Origin of the sequence: Bradyrhizobium diversitatis (assembly GCF_016031635.1) — a bacterium.
Lineage (GTDB): Bacteria > Pseudomonadota > Alphaproteobacteria > Rhizobiales > Xanthobacteraceae > Bradyrhizobium > Bradyrhizobium diversitatis.
This window is the reverse complement of sequence record NZ_JACEGD010000008.1, coordinates 241,365-263,027: the sequence shown is the minus strand read 5'-3', so window position 1 is coordinate 263,027 and position 21,663 is coordinate 241,365. Positions and strand designations below refer to the sequence as shown.

Annotated in this window: 4 protein-coding genes; all 4 read left to right on the top strand. The window is 65.5% G+C overall.

The window, feature by feature from the left end:
* Positions 1-737 precede the first annotated feature (737 nt).
* The 4 genes from H1B27_RS10250 (at position 738) to H1B27_RS10235 (ending at position 21,614) form a co-directional block, all read left to right on the top strand.
* Positions 738-2,690, top strand: a complete 1,953-nt coding sequence (locus H1B27_RS10250; RefSeq protein WP_197965961.1) for a hypothetical protein — start codon at positions 738-740, stop codon at positions 2,688-2,690.
* Positions 2,691-2,694: 4 nt separating this feature from the next.
* Positions 2,695-13,302 (top strand): hypothetical protein, encoded by a 10,608-nt coding sequence (locus H1B27_RS10245; RefSeq protein ID WP_197965960.1) that lies wholly within the window; start codon positions 2,695-2,697, stop codon positions 13,300-13,302.
* On the top strand, positions 13,292-20,731 hold the full coding sequence (locus H1B27_RS10240; RefSeq protein ID WP_197965959.1) for a hypothetical protein: 7,440 nt from the start codon (positions 13,292-13,294) through the stop codon (positions 20,729-20,731). The genes H1B27_RS10245 and H1B27_RS10240 overlap by 11 nt, the downstream gene beginning before the upstream one ends.
* Positions 20,732-20,822: 91 nt before the next feature.
* Positions 20,823-21,614 carry a hypothetical protein gene (locus tag H1B27_RS10235; RefSeq protein WP_197965958.1) on the top strand — a complete coding sequence of 264 codons (792 nt, stop codon included), beginning with the start codon at positions 20,823-20,825 and terminating at the stop codon, positions 21,612-21,614.
* Positions 21,615-21,663: the final 49 nt, after the last annotated feature.

Here is a 21,663-nt window from a genome sequence, read left to right as displayed (position 1 = left end):
AGTAAGGAGTTGGCAGCAGAAACTCCAAGATGTTCATACGGCCGTAGTTCGTGGACTTAACCGCGAATCCCTCATCTCTTAGGGTTTACTTAATTTCATTTTGCCATCTCGCGATCGCGTATCCCGTGAATCAGGATAACGAGGTGCTCGCCTGGTTTAGCGCTCAGGTTCATGATCCCTCCGCCGCAGCTAATTGCCTTCCGCGGTACTCACGTAAGCGTCCGGGCGCACCAGCGAGCACGAGTTTAACGCCGCTTCCGGAAGTTGCAATCGGCCAGGGCGTGGGTCAAGCGCTCCGCTGACATCTTGCTTCGGCTGATTTGCATCAAGGTCAATCAGGACCGGACTTGTCGATTTGACACTTGCTAGTTTTTTTGGGGAACGCTCCGCCCGGGCTTTGCACGCGTCCGGCCTTCTGCTTCTCGCGCACTTCGCACCACCATTCCGCCAAAGCATCTGTTGATATCCACTGGTGCAACTGCTGCGAGCATGGTAGGACAGTGTGTCTATTAGCCACTACGCACCGGGAATTGGGGGGCGCGTGGATAGTTTGCACAAACTGTCGGTGCGAGTGCCGTGGCACGCGGGCATTGTTTGTGCGCTGGGCTTGCCAAGCCGTGCGACAGATTCGTTATCTCTCAGTCTGTTTCTGATTTCTTTTTCACCGGGAGGCTCCATTCGGCCACGCTTGCAGTGCGTGACTGTGCGCGCGCCTCACCAGCCTTATAGAGGCGCCAATGGTAGACCTCAATCTTGAGCGCGAGGCACTGCAGAGGCATTTCCGTCAAAGCGGCCCTCTTTTCTATGGTCTTTATCCGATCCAACTTGCTGCGCCCCCGCGGAACGACCCGCAACGCAGCCGCTACATAGGCGAACTGCGCGGCTTCTACCCGAGGCATGATCCACTCGGCTCGCCGGTAGAGCCGATGATCAGCAACGGTTACTTTGGACCCTGGAACAGCTTCCTTCATTACGCGCCCAACGAGGACGGCGTTCATCGGGGGCACGGCGGCTGCGATGTCTACACTGGCTACACCCCCTTCCCTTTCGAGGTCGGCGTTCGTGCGCTGGTCGGCGGAACCCTGACGCTCAAGACGGCCTACCAGCAGACGACGAACGCCTTCGAAGAAGAGACGATCAACGGGCAGAGCGTCAGGACGAAGCGGCGGAAGATCGAGGAGCTTGGCAATCGCATCGCAGTCGAGTTTGACGTGACTGTCGGCACCCGCGTCATTCGCTACAGGCTCGACTACGGTCACTTAAATCGCTTCGCCCCTGCGCACCCGGATGCCCCAGCCGGTATCAAGCAGGGAGAACTGATCGGCTTCGCGGGCAAAAGCGGCAACGCCGACGAGCGTGGAGATGGCCGAACCCTCAGCTCTCCTTTCAGAGTGAACGCGGGTCATGTCCATCTCGCCCTCGTTCGCCTGTCGGGCCCCGCCGATGCCAGCGGCACGAGTGCCGCAGCGCGCTCCAACAAGGTTGATCTCTACGCGGTGCTTCCGCGCAAGCTCGGCTACCACCCGGAGCATGACGAGCTTGGCTACGGCAACGCGGCCAACGAGAAGCGCTCGCGGCCGACAAGAGGCAGGTGGATTGTGCCACCCAAGCCCGCACTGAAGCGCGACTTCGAGCGGCCGCAGCTTCCCATCGGTTCGCTTGCCGTCACGTTCGAGCCGCCGGCACCGCGCCGAAGCGAGCATGCGGGCAACCGCGCGGTGCAGCGCCGCGCCATCATGCCGGCGCCTTTCCACGCGCTGGACTTCGACAACCTCCCCCTGATCGAGACTACCCGCAACGCCTACGGCGCAATGCGCGCCCGCTTCGAGGCGGAAGCCGTTACCAATCCCACGACCGCAGTGCAGCGAGAGGCCAAGGCGGAGGCGGCAGATCATATCCGCGACGGCGCACGCCGCTTCGCTTCGTTAACCTCAACCGCTCCGGCGGAGAATGACGTCACGCACTGGGGCGAGACCGTGGGAGCTCTTGTGGCGCGCGCTCGCGGTCGCTGGACCACGCTCGGGGAGAACGCGCTGGAACGTCCGGCAAAGGTGCTGCTTTCGTTTATCCATCTGGGCGAGGCGCTCTACATCCTCATGGGCGGCCCCGCGCTCGAAGCGCTCGCGCGCTCAAGAGAACAGGTCGCATGCGGCATTTCAGTGCGGGGACAAGCCGTTGCCGTTGCCTGGGAAAATGCCGTGGTCGCGGCTCACATCACCACTATTGAGGGCGACCCTCCCGCCGGGGGCGGAGAGGTACCGAGGTTCTGGGTGGGCTCGATCACACTCGGTAACCGTAGCCTGCGACATGCCACGGTGCCAATGCAGGCGCTAGGGACGGACGCTGCGATCAACGCCTACCTCCAGACCCTCGCCAATGGCTTCCACGACTATTACCGGGCGATCCGCCTTGCGATCACTCAGCATCAGCGGATCGCCGGTGGCGATGCCGAAGCGACGGCCAGGCTCGTTGCCGCCTTTGATGCCATTGCGACGCGGCTCCTCGGCCTCGCGTCCACCATAAACGGCGGGACTGAGGCGGTCCGCATCGCGTTGATGAAGGCGCTCGTCTACGGCAACTTCGCTGCTTTTACCAAGGCCGCCGCGATCGCCGCCAACGAGACCCCCGTGTCGCCGGTCGCGCCGCAGCTCGAAGGCCTCCATTTCCAGCCCCCGATCGTCATTGCGTGAGCCGATGCCCTTCTCACTTATCGACACACGGATCGAACTGTACACCCCCGACGGATCGCAGGACGCGTCGCATCGCATTGCGCTCTCCGTCGAACCAACGGGTCCCGCACCGCGGTTGTCGGTCATTGTCGACGCGAACGAGCGCATGCTGGACCTCGCCGGGACGTGGCCGAACGAGCCGGAGAAAGCCGAGCTTATCGCCCTGACTCTGGCGGCCCCAGGCAACATTCCCGACATACTCGGAATGAAGCTAGGCGCGTCGACCACCGCAACGCCCAAAGAGGTGCGGCTCGAAATCCGCCCGCGCGCCGTGGCCGACGGCGATTCCGGCGGTCCCTTCCTTGCCCTGTTCATCACCTGGACGCTCGAGGCGACGGTGGGCGACGCGGTCGACCCGGCCTCGGGCGCCAGCGTTTCGGCACTGGAGGTCGGCGCCAGCGTTGCGGTCGACGTTCGCGTCGGCTTCGCCGCGATGGCGCAAACATCCGAGCTTGGCGTCGCAAACTTCGCAGTGCGGCTTGACGTCGTCGGCTTCGGCATCACCTCAAACTGGATCCCGCTGGCCCTTCTCGACGTCGCCACCTGGTCGGCGTTCGAGATGCCCGGTCTCCTCGACTGGTTCGCGAAGATCGTTGGCGTGACGATCCCTGACCTCCCGGCCATCACGTGGGACGTCGACCTTCCGCTGTCGATCACGTTACCGCTCGGCCTCAGGTTGAAGGAAAGCGCGTTCCGCATTGCGCCGGCAGACGGAAGGCCGCGTGTTCACCTCGAAGCGAAAGGCCTCGTCCTGCGCATCGGCAGCATCGATCTGCCCCACGATGACTTCCGCCTTGACCTCGTGTGGAACGGCGCCTCCTATACCCTGCGGGTGGTGCTCGCCGAATGGAAGAGGGCGCCCGGCGGCGACGGCGAGTTCTTAAAGCTGCCGTTTCGCCTCTTGCGCGCCTCGGCGGCAGCGTGGCGACTCCGGCTCGGTTTCTTCGCGCACGACGATAGGGCCTGCTTCGATACCGTACTCGAGGTCGGCGGCCTGAAGCTTGAGTACGGCGAAGGCCGCAAGCTGTACGAGGCCAATCTCAGGATACACCTTCGAGACTTGCGCGTCCTCACCGCGCCTCCCACCACCACCCGCACGCTGTTCGAGGGCGAGGGTGCAGAGTACGACTCCTATAAGATCCCCATCCCGCGCCTCACCTTTGCGGAGTCTCCCGCCGGCGCCGGCACGCCGAACGACTACGGCATCGAGTTCCTCGACGGCGCCGTTGATACGGACAGCCGCCTCTTCCTCGCCTGGCGGCAAAACGGCAACCAGTTCCTCAAGGCCTTGTCCTCAGACCTCTTCGGCACCGTTCCAGCGGGATCGATCCCCGGCGATGCCAACACTCTCGTCGCCGGGATTGAGATCGCCTCGTTCGCGAGCTCTGCTGGCGGCCGTGATTTACAGCTGCGCTTCGATTGGCGCGAGTCCACCGCGGCCGTCACGGCCGTCCTGCCGGCCTTGCCGGCAGTGCCGCCGCCCGCCGGGCGCGACGAGGAGGATCATCTGTGCTTCGACGCAGATGATCTTCGCAGCGGGATCGTGCTCCCCGTCCCGGCCACACCGCTACCCGATATGGCCGCGATCACGGCCGGCGCCGACGCAATAGCACTATCGCTGCTCGGCCTCACCCTGCGCCTTGCGCGGCCGTCGAGCCAGAGCATTGTCTACCGCGCCGAAGCGGACGGGGTCGACAGCCTGGCGTGGCTGGCCAACTATGACCCAGCGCCCTCCTTCGCAGCCGGCCGGGCACTCGCCGAGGCGGTCATCGACTTTTCCCTTGCCGATACCGCCGGCGGCGCGCGACAGGTGCAGCCTTCCAGCGCGGCCGGCAGCAGGGAGCCGTTCTTGCGGGCCTTGCTCGGCGGAACAGGAAGCGGCGCCACGTCCGTCGCTATTGCAGGATGGCGCGAGGGCGAGCGCCCGCGCTTCCTGCAGGTCTATGCGAGCGACCGCCCCTTCACCTCGCTCATCCCCGCGCCGGCTGCGAACAACCTCGGTGAGGATGAGTGCCCCGGCGCTCCGCCGGTCGATCGCGCCGCGCTTCCGCTCCCATCCTCGGCTTTCATCGGGTTCAGGCTGCGCGAGGCGGGTCTCTGGCAACTCGCACTGCAGACACGCCTGCTCGAGTCCGCGCTGAAGCTGTTCGGCGAGGGGCGGAGTGTGAACGTCAAGATCACCGAGGTCTGTGTCGACGCCCACGCGACCGCCGTCCTCCTTGCGACAGAACTAACGGTCGCGTTGACGGCCGAGACTACGGTTGAGGGCACCGTCCGCTTCCGCTTCGGTCTCGACGACCTCGCATTGTCAGTCGAGGGTCCGGCACGCCTTACGGTCGACCTGCCAGTGGACGACTTCCCCGCCTGGACAAGCGACGTGCTCGACCCCATCGCGACAAAAGGGAGTCGGATATCCAAGCCCCTCGAATTTCTGGGCTTCGAGCTCCGCGCATTGCGCACGGGTACGGAAAATACCCCGATTGGCATGCTCGCCCTCACCTTCGACGATGGACGCTTTGTCCTCGGCGTGCCCGACGGCTCGAAAGGGACAAAAGACGTCGATCTCCTCCTGCGCCACCAGGGTTTCGGCGGCACTGGCCTCGTCTTCCGCATCGACCGCTTCGCGCTTGGCACGGGCGGACTGGACCTCGACGCCACGCTGATCCCCGTCGCGCTGAAGCTGCCCGGCCTTAGCAAGCCGTTCGCGCTAAATGCGGCACGCTTGTCGATCGTCGGCGGGCGCATGCAGGACTTGATGATTTCGGGCTCTGGCAACTTGCCCGATCTGCTTAACGCCGCTCCGGTCGAGATCTCGGTTCGCATGGCGCAGAACCCAGGCGGCAATATCGTGCTGAAGGAGTTCGACTGCAGCCTCGGCGATGGCGACGCTCCGATTTTCACTCGCGGCGTGCGATGCCGCTTCGAGCTGACGAAGCTCACCATCGACATGGACGACGCCGGTGGCACCAGGGAAGCGGCCTGGTTTTTCCGCATCAGCGGCTCGCTGCAATTCCACCCTGAGGGCGCCGAATTCGCCGGCAACCTGCTTGAGGACTTTGACAGCATACGGTGCGAGTTCGCCAACGCACCGCTCGGCGACGAGTTTTTTGAGCACATCGAGCTCGTCGCGACCTTGACCCGGCCGCGCCGATTCAAAGTCCTGAAGTTGTTCGACATGGAGGTTCGCGGGATCGGTTTTCACCCGCGCTACCCCTCGTTCGACCGGCCCGCGATTATCATCGCCGGGCAGATCGCGTTTGCCGATATTGGTGACGTGCTCTCGGTCGATGTCGATTTCCACCGCCTCTACCTCGGGTTGCCCAATGCTACGGACCGCCTTCCGCCAGTTGAGGCGAAGGGCCTGCGCATCGCAATCTCCTCGAGCGGGTTCAAGATAGCCGGCCGCGTGGAATACATGAAGGACGAACTGATCGACGGGTTCGGCGGCGAGGGAACCGTCCTCATCCCCGGCCTGCCCGAGCTCTCCGCCGCATTCGCCTTTGCCAAGCTGCGTGCGGTCGCGACCGACGGATGGAAGCGTGGCTGGTTCATCGCGATCGAGGTGTCGCGAATCAGCTATCAGATCGGCTCGCTGCCGCTCTACCTGCGTCAGATCGGACTCGGCTTCGGGTACCGCTACACTTCGGTGATGATCAAGCGCTTGGAGGATGAGCCGGAGCTCGGAGCGCTCATCAAGCTGATGCTCGCCGAACTCGCGCAGCACCAGACCCTTGCGCGGCTGTCGAGCTGGGCACCCGATCCGGAGCGCGACGACGGCGGGTCGCCGCGCTGGTCGATCGGCTTCGAGGCGGTGTTGTCGATGACCTCGGCTAACTCGGCGCCAACCAAGTACGACCCCGCGGGAGAGCGCAAGCTGAAGACACTGATCCTGCAGCTCCTCGTCTTTCTGCGCTCCGACTTCACTTTCCTTGCCGCGGCAAAACTCTGGTTCCCGGTCAGTACCGACGACTTCTTCGAGGACGCCGAGGCGATGCGTAGCCGTCCTCTCGCGCTGGGCTTTGTCTCCTATCAACCATCGAAGAGCCGCCTGCTTGCCCACGCGGCCAAGGGTAAGAACCCCTACTTCGGGCGCGCCGACGACAGGCCTGTGCCGGACCAGGTCATCAAGATCCTCGACGACTCGCATTTCGAGGCAACTTTCCTTAGCGAACCTGGCGTGCTGCATGCCGAGCTCGGCTGGCCGGATCGCCTGTTCTTCAACTTTCGCATCGGCCCGCTGACGCTCGAGTGCCGCGGCGGCATTCTCTATCGACTCGACCGCGAGATGCTCGTCCACGGCGTCTTCTTCTCCGGGCGTGGCAATCTGACGGTCGGCGGTGGGGTGTCGGCGGGCATCGTTGGCGCCGAGGTGCGCGCCGAGATCACCGTCGCCGCAGCGATGCGGCTGATGATCGGTCTCCGCCTTACAGATCCGACGCGCTCAGCTATCTATGCAGTCACTGGCCTCGACGTTGCCGTGCGTTTCTCGATACATGCCTGGTTCCGGCTCAACCTGCGCTTCTGCAAGATCAAAATCGATATCGGCTTCAGTATTGAGCTGCAGCTCGTCGTGGTGCTCGAAATAGGCTGGGCCGGGGCAGCGGATCTCGGTTGCCGCGCCCGCGCGACGCTGGTGATCGGCGCGTTTGGCCGCCAGCTCAAGATCACTGCGCGCGCCTCGATCCTGGCGGACAACGTCGATGACGCGCGCGCTGTCCTCGCGCCGTATATGGGCTCGTTCCTTGAACCAGGTGCGGTCCCACCAATTCCGGGCCTTGGCGGCGGCGCCTTGTTCGATGTTCGCGGGATGCGGGCTCCCGTGTTTCCCGCATTCGCACCATCGACGGGCGATGCTGCAGCTGTCGGCGAGCCACTCGGCGACCGCTTCGTTTTTGCCCGGATGCGAGGCCAGAAGACCACCGACGGTCGCCGGCTCTGGTTCGGCTGGGTCATCCCGAGCCCGAAGTCGGAATTCTTTTACCCCGTCTCCCCGGTGCCTGCCGCGGAGGTCGCATACGCGCGCCTCTCCATTCCCCCGGATGCAGGCGTGCAAGTGTTCGCGCCGCAGATTGCGGGCGATCAGCTCACGTGGATTCCGGCGGGCGCAGCCATTGACCTGAGCATGCATGCCGATGCCAAGGTTGCGCTCGCCCCGGTGGACGGCGGCGCGGCCGAAGAGTTGACGCTGATCAAGCTTCTCGCCGGCTGCCACGAGCCGCCGGCGTCCGCGACCGAACCCGGTTATTTTCCGTCCCGGTGGGGCGATGATGACGACCTGATGAGCGTCGGCCGCGCGGCGCATCTCTTCACTCGCAAGGCCGATGCTGACGAGCGAATCCTCGACCCGAACGATCCCGCCCGCGCGACCCGGCGCAATCTCGACCCGAACAACCCCTACGACAAGAAGTTGATGCAGAGCGTGACCGCGCACTTCGACGCCACGGCGGGGAGCGACGACGCCGCAGGAAATCTGGAGCAGGCGCACGGGGCGCAGGCATGGCTCCTGCGCACCTTCACCGAGGATCTCGACGCTATCGCCTCGCGCACGCGCTTCGATGCAGGCGCGCCGACAGCGACCCCCCTTCCCGGGGGCCGGCCATCGATTGGCCATCTCGGGCTCCTGGTCTGCGTCGTCGCAGCGGAGTGTCCGCCCTGGCTCGGCGCGTTCTCGGGGGGCCACGAACAGGCGCACATCGATTTCCTGATGGAACACCACGGACCGGACACCGTCCACTTCGCCGGCAAGATCGGCCCGGTCCTCGACTTCAATACGGCCGACTTCGAAACAAATCCGCCTGACATCAGGGAGCGAGCTTCGTATTTCGACGAGGAGACGCTCAACTTCGCCTGGGATCTCGACTGGGGGCCGCGAGGAGACCCCGACAGCGTGCTCGGGCGCAGACCCGACATCACGCAATTCCTCGCTGCCTGCGAGGTCGTCATTACCGTGGAAGGCGAGGAGCAGCCGGTCGACCGCGCCCGCGTTCTGCCCGTTGACATTCTCGTGGACCCAACCTTGCGACTTCCCCCTCGCTACCAGTACTCCCGCTCCGTTGCCGCTCTTGGACTCGACCCAGGCGACTCGCTCTCGCTGGAAACGCGAGTGACGGCTACCATCCGTCCGATTGCGCAGGACCGAAGTGTCGGTGGGCCGCTGTCGATGACTGCCGTCTACCGGCCACGCGCGACCCCGCTTGCCGCAGATGACGTCACCTTTATCGTTCGCTTCAAGCCGGACCGGACGCTTACCGGTAGCCTCACCTGGCGCGAGCTCGTTCCGCCTAACGATCCAGGCGTCCTGGCCGTCCGCAGACGTGAGCTCGTACTGCGCCCGCTGCGGCGCCTTCCGCTCGGTGCGTTCCCCGAAGAGGCGGCGGACGCGGACGACAGCGGCCTCGCCAGCGCGCTCGGCAGCGGCCTGCGCGACGGGGACATCGTGATCGCCCTCTCGGACAAGCTTCGGAGCGTTCCACCGACCTCCCTTCCCCGCGTGCTACCCGAGAACGAGACCGCTCCCGCACCCGCACAGCAGGGCTTCGCCATCAACTTCGACGACGACCTCGCGAGTCTCGTCGCGGGTGTCTTCGACCACCTTGGCCGCCGACTCGAATCCACCTCGCAGCAGGCTTTGCTTGCATTTGGTTTTCTACGGCGCCGTCCTGCTACCGCGGCGGCGGGGTCGGGGTGGAACGTCTTCGTCCGCACCGCCGCGAACGATCTCGAACCCGTAAAGGACCTTCCCGCAGTCGGCTACGCTGCGCCGATCCGCGCTCGCATCCTCCTTGACCAGGTAGATCCCGAGGGCACGCCGAAGATGCGCGTGCTCGATCATCTGGAGTGGCTGCCGCCGCGCACCGATGCCGGTACGCATCAGCTGACCGAGGTCGCCGCCACCGTTGGCCTTATCCACACCGCGAACCTCGTTGATGCGGACACCATCGAATACCTGCCACGGCCGGGCCGTGAGCGTGGCGTCACGCTTCGATGGAGTGCGCAGCCCGCTGCCGACAGGCCAATTGAGAAAGTGGCCGCCTACCAGCTCTACGAGGCGCGGATGGACGCGCTCGTTAATCTCGACCGCGTAGAGGCCGCGGGATTCGGCACCGAATGGCAGAAAATTCACGAGGTGAAGCCGATCGACGTCCCCTTCGCCGGGCGCGCTGTTACCTCCTTTGTCCAGCCCGAGATCTGGGAGGCGAGCTCTCCCTCGTTTGCCGCGACGCTATCCTTCCTTCATCGCATCGAGGTGCCCAGCGAAGAGATGACCGCGAAGTGGCCTGGCTGGTTCTCCTGGAACGAGAGCGAGCTCAAATGGCCTCCGTTCGTGCCAAGCGTCGATGCCACGCTGGCCGAGATGCGTGCGGCCGGCGACTTCGTCGCCAAGCGGTCCCTGCATCCATATCTCGCAATCCTCGTCGCCCACCTTTCAGCGCAAGGAGCAACGGCGATCGGCGGGGCGCCTGGCACGACTTTCACGGTAGAAGTCAGTGCCGGCAAAGCCGTGAAGCTTGACGCTGGCGAAGGTAGTGCTGGCCGATTGCCTGACCCAATCACCTGGATGCAGCAGGATGTCGAGAACGCCGACCCGCTCGGCTGGGGCGGGCTCCACCACTTCGGCCTCGCTGTCAGCGTTGCGTTGCGCGACCCCGTATCGGGCGTCTACCTGACCCAATCCCAGGTGCGTCGCGAGATCCAGGTCGCACGAGAAGCTGTCCGGCAACGTGTCGCTTCCTTCGCTGATCTCGCGGAAAGCGAAAGCTACCTTGCGATGGACCTGCCCTTGCAGCACGAGCGAGCGGTGACGACTGAGATACGGCGCACCCTGCTCGCCGAGTCCGATCCGATCGCTCTCTCGATGGTGCAACTCACGTTGCGTCCGAGACCCGTCTGGCTGCGCCGTGGAGACGACTGGACGGCGCACCGCGGGGTGTCCTATTCGGTATTCCACGACCCTGACGGCCTGCTGTCGGGCGAAGGGCACCCGGTCCGCCTCCGCGCGGACCTTTCGGTCATCTACCTCGACGACCCGGTCCGTACAGCCATGTTCCCGGCCGCCGACACCGAAATTCCGTTCCGAACGATCCTGCCGGGCACTTGCCGGCGGGCCGTCTTGAGCTGGCGGTCGAGCGCCCCCCCGAGTACAGCATTCCGGATCGGCGACCACTTCTGGAGCGAGCAGCTGGCTGAGCGACCAGTGCCTCTCGTCGCTGCCGCTGAAGATCCCGCGCTCACCCCGTTCGGCCTCTTCCCGCTGCAGGAAGATGTGGTGGCCAGCGCACTCATGCGCACCGATGTGCTTCCGGATCAGCCTCCGCAATTGACGGCCGCTCCATACTACCAGGGCTTCCTCGACCATCTGGTGCAGGCGTTTCCGGGCGCGACGGCGGACGAACTGAAGCAGGATGCGTTGCTACCCCAGGCGTACATCCGCTGGTCGGCGCGCTATTTCCGGTCGGCATCGGTGGACAACCGCATCGCGACGCTCGTCGCACCGAAAGGTGCAATGCCCTCGCGCATGGCGCCCGACGGCCGCGGCACGCTTGCCTACACGCACCCGATCCGCGAGGACCTTGCGAGTCTGCGCTCCTATGCGGTGCGCGTCGTCGACCGTTATCATATGCTGCAGACCGGCGCCGAACCGCCCGAGCCGGACGGGTTCGCCCCGGAAAGCTGCGTTGACGTCGACATCCCGCGCAGGCGCAAGCTCGTCGCGCCCAAAGCAGTCGGGCTGCGCCTGCTCACCACGCCTGACGCGGTGGAGTACCACGAGCTGGCTCTTTCCGAGCATGTCGAGCAGGCGCTCTCGCGCGCCAATCTCCTTGTCGCCCGAAAACTCGAATTCCAGGATTTGCGGCGACGCTACACCATGGCATTCGCATTCGACCAGTGGGTCGATGATCTCGAGGCGGAAGGCCTCGTCGCTGACGTCTCGTGGCCGCCGGACCTCGCACCTGGTCGCGCGGAAGCGCCGCCGGACGGACTCGGTGCGGATACGTTCCTCGCCACGGCCCCGCTTGCTCGCTTCGGCGGGTTGCGCATCGTCACGCCGGCCGAGGCGTTCTACTACAAACAGACCGTCACCGTTGTCGCACGCGCAGTGTCGGTGCAGTCGCCGCCGCTTGAGATAGCGTTGCCCGCCCCCAATGCGATTCCGCCGCTTCCAGCCGACGCTAGTCCTACGATTTTTGCGCCGACGCCGGACTGGTCGGCCTTCGAGGACCTTTCTGCGCGCCACGCCAAGCTTGCGAATGTTCTCCGCGGCCACGCTGTGGTGCCATACCTCCTGCCGCGGACTGGTGCTCGCATCACGACGCGCTTCCCACGCCTGTTCGAGCACATCGCACCGGCAGCGCTCGCCGGACATCTTGCGGGTGAACGCCTCCCCCGCACATTCGGCTGCCTGCCCGATCCGCTCGGCCGGATCGAGATAGTCGCAGAGACAAGTGGCGCCCGCGCTACCATAGCCGTGGTCGAGCCCCGCAAGGACGCATCACTCATCGGCACAGTCATCGTAAACGAGCTGTCGAACAGCAATCCTGCCGTCTGCACAGTCGATGCCTCGGACATCTCCAAATTTTCCGACGGCATGAGAGTCAGGATCGCCGGCGCCATCGGGACCAGCATGACGGCCGCCAATGGCGTGCAGACAATCTCGAATGTGAACGCAGAGGCCAACACCTTCGTGTTGGCCAGCGTCAACACAGAGTTGGAAACCTCCCCGCAGATCTCAGGCGTCACAGCGACACCGACACTATTTGTCCATCGAAACGTGTCGAACGAGCTCACGGCCGCTCCCATCGACTACCCTGCGCCTTCGGCGAGCTGGCACGAGGGTCTCCCGTTTTCCGTCGACGTTTTCAAGGCGTGGCCGCTGCCGCTCGCTGACGAGATTGCGGTCGCGGTCCGGGAGGCGGCCGATCGCAAGCAGTTCGCAACGGATCGGGTCGCCCGGCTCGCCGCGCTCTCGGTTCGCCTGCGAGTAGAAGGCGCTGCCGACACATGGAAGGTGACTGAAATTGCTCCTCTCGATGGGCCGCGCTGGCTCTACAGGCCCTCACTCGATGCGGCCGGAGAGATCAGCGCCACGCAGGCAGACCGCGAGATTGGCCTGCGCCTTGTGCTCGATCACACACGCCTGGCGGCCGCGGAGCTCGCCGGCGATGATGTCGACCTGCTGCATGAGATTGAGACGAAGCAGAACGTGATCCTCAGCGAGCCGTTTCCACAGGCTTTAGACGTCAGACCGATCGACGCAGCGCTGGCGCAGGTCGAACACACCCTGTGGCTTCATGACAGCAGGGCCTGGCGCCCGATCGACACGATCCCGCCAGAGATCGGCGCTGGCGAGCGTTTCCTGATTCTCGGTGACCTCAACGAGGCGGTGTATGCTGCTGCGGCGGCAGCGCAGCTGCCGCTCCCTGACCCACCACCTACCGCGGCAGAGGCGGCCGCCCTCGCCGCACTCGCTCGCACACTTGCCGAACTCCACGTGCTCCGACGCGTTGTGCTTTCTGTCGTCGCTCACCACGGCAATCTGCCGCCCGCTCGCTGGGGAGACTCGTATGGCGTTTGACGTTTCCCGACTGCGCGCGCTTTTCCCGTCGCTGTACTCGCGCCGCGAGCCACGCCCGGGGGAGCCCACGGAGGAGCCCGACCGCGCCTGGTCGACGCTTGCAGTCGGCCGAACTACCGGGCGACTGCGCGTCGTCGGGCCTAACTGGTCGGTTGCCTGCATTCTCGCCAGGCGGCGGGGCGGTCGCGCGCTTGCGCTGGACACCCTCGCCGAAAGTGAGGTGCCGGCCGATTCCGCGATCAGCGGCCTGCGCCGGCCCACCGTGCTGCGCGCGACGATCTCCGACCTTTGGCGAGGTGCGCAGGCCGCGGCCTCGCTCTCGCGCCTCAGTCTGATCGCGATCGATACCGACAACGGGGGATTCCCCAGCCTTCCGCTGCCGGGATCGACGAGCCTCAACGGCTACGCCTTTGACAGCGAGCGAACGAGCGAGCTTTTGCTCGACACGATCGGCCGCTTCCCACGCAACAGGTCTCTCGCCTCGACCAACGTCGACACAATCTTCCTTCCCGCCACCCGCCTGCTCGCCGGGGAGATCTGGTTCCAGCCGGTTAACGGGTACCTTGGTAAAGCGCGCGCGGCGCTGCGGCTCGGCCCGCCCGACGAGCGCGTCATCCCCGCCGACCTTGCGAGCAAGATCGCCCTCCTGCCAGACGGTGTGGCGATCGCGGGCAGCATCGCACTTCCGTGGCGAACGGATACGTTGTCGGCCTGGTTTCGCATCTCGGTCGGAGGCGACGAGAGACGCGAACGCACCGCAATGCAACTTTGGCGCACGCCGATAGCGGACTGGCAGGGCGCTCTTGACGAGCTCGAGGAGATCCTTGGCACATCTGCAGGCAGCAATGGCCCTCGCTGGCTGGCGATGCGCGCGGGGTACAACATTGCGCCCCAGGCGCTTTCCTGGCCGCTCGGGACGACAGCGCAGATCCTGCTCCGGCGCAGCCAGGTCGACGAGACCGCGAAGGTGGTGCACGTCCGCTCCGACAACCTGGTCACCACGCTGGGAAGCGCACCGGATGGTACGGAGAGTGTTCTGACGCTGCGGCCGGCGGAGTTCCGCGTCGCCGCCGAGGGCGCGACGGGATTGGTTATTACCTCAGCCGCCACTACAGCAACGCCGTCGCCCGGCGCATACCTCAAGGCGGATGCTACCTACGTGTTCGACACCGCCAGGGCGGCGCGCGAAACGCTTACGCTCGACCAGGATGGCCACCCGCTGCGCCTTTCGGTACCGATGCTGTCCAATGCGGAACGGCTGCGGCGCGAGATGGCGTTCGCGCCCCCGGCGTTCAACCCGGACTGGGGTTCGACAGAAGCTAACTGGCTGTGGCTGTTCACCGCGGTCGACGGCGGCTGGCTCCACTGGCCATTCCCCAATGCGACTCTGCCTCTACTCGCGGCGGTCGTGGCCGGAAGGCCTGAGGTGGAAGATCCGATCGCGAGCGTCGGGCCTGGCGGCAGCAGTGGTTCCTGGCGGCTGGGCGCAGGCACGGGCGAGCGGGCGTGGTCGATCCTGATCTCCGGCGCTGAGGAGGCGGAGGTCGCGGCCACATTCGAGCGCAACGGAAGTACATGGGCGCTGTCACGTGCAAAGGTGGTGTCGCGCCGGCTTTCGATGCGGTTCGACGGGATCCTCCCGGTTACACCCTTCGTCCAGACAACCGATCGCCTGTTGCCGGATGCCCCTGAGCGTGCGCTGAGACACGCCGGCCTTGACGCCGTCACGCCGGACCTGTTGCGCGGGACAGAGTGGCAGGCATGGAACGTGCCCTCCGACTCGGCGCTGCGCGTCACGGCGACGATCGCAAATCTCGTGCTGCAGCCGCCCGACGCGTCCGGCGCGCCAGTCCGCTTCGATGCGGCGGCGCGCCTGAGGCTTGAGACGTTGTGGCCGGCCGCAGGCGTTCCCCACCCCGGCGGTGGCACAGATACCCGGAAGCATGGCGAAATGCGGCCATGGCTGTGGCTGCGACACGGGTCTTTGCCGGCAGTTCAGATCATGCCGCTCGCGGCGGCCGGAGCGGCGGCGCGCGAGCCGTCGGGGGTGCGCGAGCTCGCCCCGCTGCGCCGCCTCGCCGCGGATGCTCCCCTCGTCATAGGATTCGCCGTGCCGTTCGAGATGACGAGCAGCACGATCGGGATACATCCGCCGGACACCGGCACGTTCGAGCGGCCGCGCATCCGGTCGATTGTGAAGCCGTCTGCGCGGGACCGGATCGACGCTGACAGCGAGTCAGCGGACGTGCGTCCGATTGACGATGTCGGAATGGCCATCACCACGCTTCCCTCGCTGACCCTGTTCCCGGGGCAGTCCAATCCACGTTCGTTTGCGCTGGCCGACCTCACATGGAATGCCGCGCCGCTCGCGGTGGCTGTTGAGGCCGAGGTGCGGCACGACCTCGCGCTGTGCGACGAGGGCTTTGCCTTCGCCACCGTGCCTCCCCCGCCCCGCGACCAGGACGCTGCCGAGGACGACGCTCCGCCGGAGCCGGATGCGACATTCGCGCCGCTGCCATTTAATGCACCTGACACGGAAACGCGTAGCGCGTGGAGCAGCGTGTGGGCCGCCCGTATCCGGTCGCACGCTCTCGCCACCGCCGCGGACAACCGCCTTGTTGCGCGCAAGGACGGCGGCCACGAGCTGGCCTCGGTATTCCACGGCCAGAGCATCGCTCTTTCCGGAGCCGAATTCGATGGCGCAATCGTGATCGAGGAAGCGGACCCGGAGGCCGATCTCGATGAGACGGCGGCAAAGGTGCGGCTGACGCATGCTGGCCGACTCACGCTGGTCCCGGCGACAGGGGCCGGTCCTACCCAGGAGCTGCTTGGCTTGCCGGCAACCGGCGACCTGATGGGACTGCACGGCACGTTCCGCCGACCGGCGGGCACGGGGCGCCTTCTACTTGGCAGTCTTGCGGCCGAGGCCGATGCTCGCAGAAGGTTCCTGGATCAGGGCGGAGTCGTCTCGGAGCCACCGATGCACGCCGGCGACCTCGTGCGCAGGCGCGTTGATGCGAGGCACGAGCTCGTCACTCTCAGCGAGGCGATAGCGGTCGACCGCAGCGGCGGCGCGCCAGCCGCACTCTTTCATTTCCGCGACGTGCCGATGCCGCTCCCCAGTCTGGAGTCCGACCTTGCCGGCGCCTGGTACGACGACGCTGCCAGCGAGCGCGGCCTCGACGGGGCGGCCAATTCGACGCAGGTTGACCGCAACCATCTCGCCGGCTTTGCTTGGGCGCTCAGCGAAGAGCCTGCTCAAGCCCCCGGCCACCTTGCGTTCGGTCCATTCCTTTTCGAGCCGCTTGCGCTTGTCGAGGTGAAACTAACGAGCGATCGCAATGGCCTTGCGAGTGCTGTGATCGGCGGACGCATCAAGCTCCTGCTCGACGGGCGTCCTGTCTCCGCGAGCGGCCCGGTCGACCTGAAGCTTGAGCGGTCCGGACCGGCGCTGTCCTGGAGCCTCGCCGCCCGCCCTGCTAGATCGGATCCGGGCGTCCTTGCGATCCCGCTCGCTGACCCCGAGCTTGCCAACCCCGAACTCGCCGACGCCGGCGCGCCGCTTCTCGTGGTCGCGGGTCTCTCCCTCACTGAGCACACGATCACGGTCAAAGCCGCGGCGCTCCGTTTCACAGCGGGCGGACGCGCGATCGAGCGGGAACTCCGCGTCCCGACGCGAACGGGCGACGGCATCGAATTCAAGGACCAACTGGATAAAACCGACACGGGCTTCGCTGGCGCCCTTGTACGGCTCTTCGACGACGGAGCTGCGCCGGAGGTGAGCGCGCGGCTGTTTCTTGCTATCGGGCCCGGCCATGCGCAGCTCCGCCTCGGCGACAGCTTCAAGCTGGCCGGCGAGCCGCCGATAATCTCGGCATCGACATGTACCTTCGGTGGAATGACGCTCGCAGTCACGCCGAAAATCAGTCTCGACGGCCATATCGTTGCGGTCGAGTGGCAAGCGGACGTCGGCGGAACGCTGATGGGCGGGCTTGCCGTCGAGCAAGGAGCGCGGGGATCGGCGCTCGCGCTTCTCGCGCCGGACTCGTTCGCTGTTCTCGACGCTCGCGCGACAATCCGCTTGCGCGCCGAAGTTCCGACAGACAAACCGGGTTTCCTCGACATCTCGTTCGACGCGACGCGCCCTGGCGATCAAGGAACAACCCGGATCAGTGGCACGCTCGCAGTCGCGGACGATTATCTCTGGCCTGCTCCGACGCTCGAGCAGTCGGCAGATGATCCTCCGCTTGTTCTCGGTGACGTTGGCGCAGGTGGCGAGCGCTTTCGGCACGAGATGACGATCGCCTTCGCCTCTGCGCCCGTCGACCTCGCGCAACTTGCCGCCGGGGATGTGCATCTCGCGGCGAACGTGAAGCACAAGGTCAGCCACCCTGGCGGAGGAACAGTCGAGTGGTCGGCACACCAAATCGTACGTCTCTCCTCGCCAACCGCGGCTATGGCTCGGCTGAAAAAGATTCAGACGTCGGGCGATATCGTCGTCCTTAGCGGCTCGCGTTCGACCGGGGACGCAAACATTGCGAGGGTCGCCGCGGCGATGATCTCGGGTCTGTCGGTCGACCTCGCGAAGGCGCTACAGGCGGCGCTGCAGGCGGCGCTTGACACGGCCGCCAGGTCGATCGTCCTCGATACGTCGGCGCATCATTTCCTTTTCCTCACCGACGCGGGCGGAGAGCGGCTGGTGCACGTGCCACTGCCGGCCCTCGCGGCGCTCGGGACAGAGGACTGGTTCACCGTGGCGGCGCCGGGGGCGCGGCTGGTACGCAGGCTCGACCCGGCGATCGTGCCGGGGTTTCCGACGTTGCGGCCGGACCACAAGGCGCGGCTGAAGTCGCGCCGCGCGGCGGCCGCAGCAGCCGCTGTGCAACGTGGCACCGATATCGCCAGCGAGCTGGTCACGACTGGCGCCAAGCTCAGGCACGAGGCGACGTTCGCCGGCGAGACCGCCCTGGTGGGGAAGGAGAACACGACGCTCGACCCCGTCCATCCCTGGGCGGATCAGTCGATGCGGCTCGGGCTCCTGTTCGCCCGCCTCGCCGCCGGCGGCATCGTCGACCCGTCCGGCCTCACCCTCGCACCAAACGGCTGGGCTGACATGGAGCTGGTTTCAGAGGCTCTCGTCAGGAACGGGGTGCCGATCTACAAGACGGCACCGTACCGGGCGGTGTGGTCGGATAAATTGCTTGGCGATCCGCTGACCTTTGTCCCCGGCCCGGAAGAGGCGCGCGGGAAGGTTAGCCCGCCCTCTTCGACAATTACTCTTATCGCGCCCGCGGCCTCGGGCCGATCGCTCGCGATTGCCGCGACGGTCACAGTCGAGGAGCCGCCCTCGCACGACCACATCGTCGGCTGGGCGCGAGCGACACTGGCGCGGGCCGCGCCTTCGGCCATGGTCGGGCTCGTGGTGGTACGCTCGCTGGCGTCAGGTGTGCCACTGATCGGCGAAACTTTCATCATCACCTCAATTTCTCCCCGCTTCGATCGTCCGCAGCAGGTCGCCTCGGTGCGTGACGAAGCGCGCGCGCCGCAGGGCCAGCGGCAGGCGCAGGCTGCGCGGGGGTCAGCGCCGCCTGGCGTGCTTGATGGCTTTTGCCCGCTTCTAACACGCGCCGAGGTGCTTATGGACGCCGCCGGCGCGGTAGATGCCGATGGCGGAACCACTGTGGCCTTAACCGCGAGCAGCGCCGTCACGGGGTTCGGTCTCGCCGGCTCAGCCGGCCGCCTGTTGGAGCCGCCGGACTCGCGGTTCTGGCTTAGTGACCGGGATGTTATGCCATTCCGGCCCTTCACCACTGCGCCGGCTTCGGGAGCCGCCCAAGTGACGTTTGCGTTGCCGGAGGCGACGACGGCGCGCCTTCCCGCGGCGCTGTTGCCCGGCCGCACTGGCCGGTTTGCGGCGCCCCCCGATCCGCCCGGCGCCCCGCGCGGCTATCTGCCCTCGTCACACATCCTTTCGGCTGTCGGCGTGCGCGCCGGCGTCTGGATGGCACGTCGGCTGGGTATCGATGCCTATGCTGACGGCGCTGCGACGGCGCACAGCGCGCTTGAGACGCCGCTGTGGCTTCGCACGCCGCGCCCGGTGGAGCTCGGCGTCGACGATCGTACTCGTACGAGTTCGCACGAAGCGGACACGCATATGAGCCTGACGCCGTATCCAGTTGCTATCCTGCATGGGCCAGCGCGGGCACTCGCGCCGTTCGAAACAAGCATCCGTGTACCTGGCCGTCCGCCGCGCTCGACCGACGCGATGACCGTTAAGGTCGACGGGCCCGAACGAGGTCTGCTAGGGGCGGACTGGGATGGGCGCATCGTTCTGTCGGTGGTGGCCGCGTTCAACCCCCCTGAAAGACCCGCGTGGACTATCGAGAAGGCGACGCTGTGGATCGGCAGGGCCGTGTATCGGCCGAAGACCTTTTCGGCCGAGATCGGTCCAGACGCGCCAGCGGTGCTCGCCGACTTCCAATCCAGTTCAAATGAGCGGGCGCCCGATGCCGTAGCGGCGGTCGCGGCCGGCACCGCGGCAACGCTGGGCCTGCTCGTGAAGCGGGAAGGGCTAGTCCGCAGGCTGCGGTTTGATCTACGCTCCGCGGGCCGCCGCGCGCTGCTCGAGACGCCGATGTTCATACGGTTCGTCGACCCGGCCTACGATGATCAGCTCACGGGCTGCCCCAAGCCAATCGGGCGACCGATCCCGGCGACGGGGTACGATCTCGTCCTGGTCGCGGAACGGGGCGAGGTGCGCCCTGACGACTTCGTAGAGGTCGGGCTGGCCCTGCGGCGAAACGGAGAAGCGCCTCCGGTCCCACTCCCGGTTCACTTCTCCGACCAGCACGGCGCGCACCTCGTGATCGACGGCACGCCGCATCCGATTACGATCGAGGCGGCGCGCCGGCGTTCGGGCGAGACACCTGTGACGCTCGGTCGGACTTACGTGCCGCGGGTCGACGCCGGAGACTTGCCATTTCTCAACATCGCGCAGGATTTTGCCGAGGTAGCAGACGACTTGAGGGAGCGCGATCAAATCGCCATTACAGCCGAGGTGCTGGGGTTGCACCTCCTTACCCTGCTCGACGTGACGGAGCGCCCCCAATTGCCTGCCAACACCTCCGCCTACGCGCTTCTGCGACTTGACGGGGCAGATGCGGCGGTGACCCGTGCCGCACCTCTCAACGGGTCGCCCGGATCAAAACTGTCGGTGCCGCTCTATGCCCGCGGCGCTCGACCGACGCTCGTCGAGCTCGTTGATCCGCGCGAGATGGTATACGGCGCGGTCCGCCGCAGGGCGCACTACATCTGGTCGACGCTGGTGCCCCGCCGGGAGGGCTCCGTGTTCGCCCTGCAGAAGAGCGCTGGCGTCGGTGCGACCTGGCTCACGGGCGATCTGGACGCGCAATGGCGGCACTTTGACTGAACGTGCATACGCTCGCCGCCATCAGGAGGATGGGAGCTTGAGATGCTATGGAAAAATACGGAGAGCGTCAGTCGCGCTTGAGTTTGCTCTTTTGACCGCAATCGTGATCGGCGTCGCTGTCACTGGATCTTTGATATCGCGTCATTTAGGCACGGACCAGGACGTACCGTTGGAAATAGCCATATGTTTCGTACTCGCGCTAATAGTCTATCATGCTTGGTTCTACTTCGTACGCGGGTATCATACCAAGAATGTCACCAAGTACATCGACTACCTTTATCTGGGTGTCGCAGCCATTGGTCTGCTGTCGGCGGGGCTTGAGTTTTCGCGGCAGCAATACGCGGCTGATGCTCGCGCCGCCTTCGAGCGCGCACTCGATGCCCTCGGGCACCTTCCCATGGTCATGGAAGATCACAGTTCCAGGTGCCGGCGGGACAATGACCAATCCGAGAAATGCAGGCTGCTGCAACAAATCCCCACGAATTTCCGCTTCCGACTGAACGAGGTCAAGCTCAAGCCCGCCATAGACGGGATCGAGGGTCTGGAAAGATGGGCCCGCGCCCTGCAAAATGAGTTCCACTTGCTCGATAATCCACAGGACAGCTTCCTGTCTCCTGGCGTCGTCAACATCCGAACAATCGTGGATGGATTAAGGGGGAGCGTTTTTGTTCATGATCCGCAAGGCGTGGTCGCGCGGTATAAGTTCTTTGGCTTTTTTCTTCTCGCCGCAGCACTTGCCATCAGGATCACAAAAGTTTCGATAGAGATATTTGAGTGGTACAGCGAAGCCCCCACGTCGCAGGCCATACCTGACGAGAAAAGTCGCCAGGCCCACGGCCCGGAGCCAGGCCCGCTTGAACGCCAGAATGGCAGAGCGTCGTGAAGACCATCAGACGAGATGACGTCAGTTGCCAGTAAGGCAGCTCAAAAGC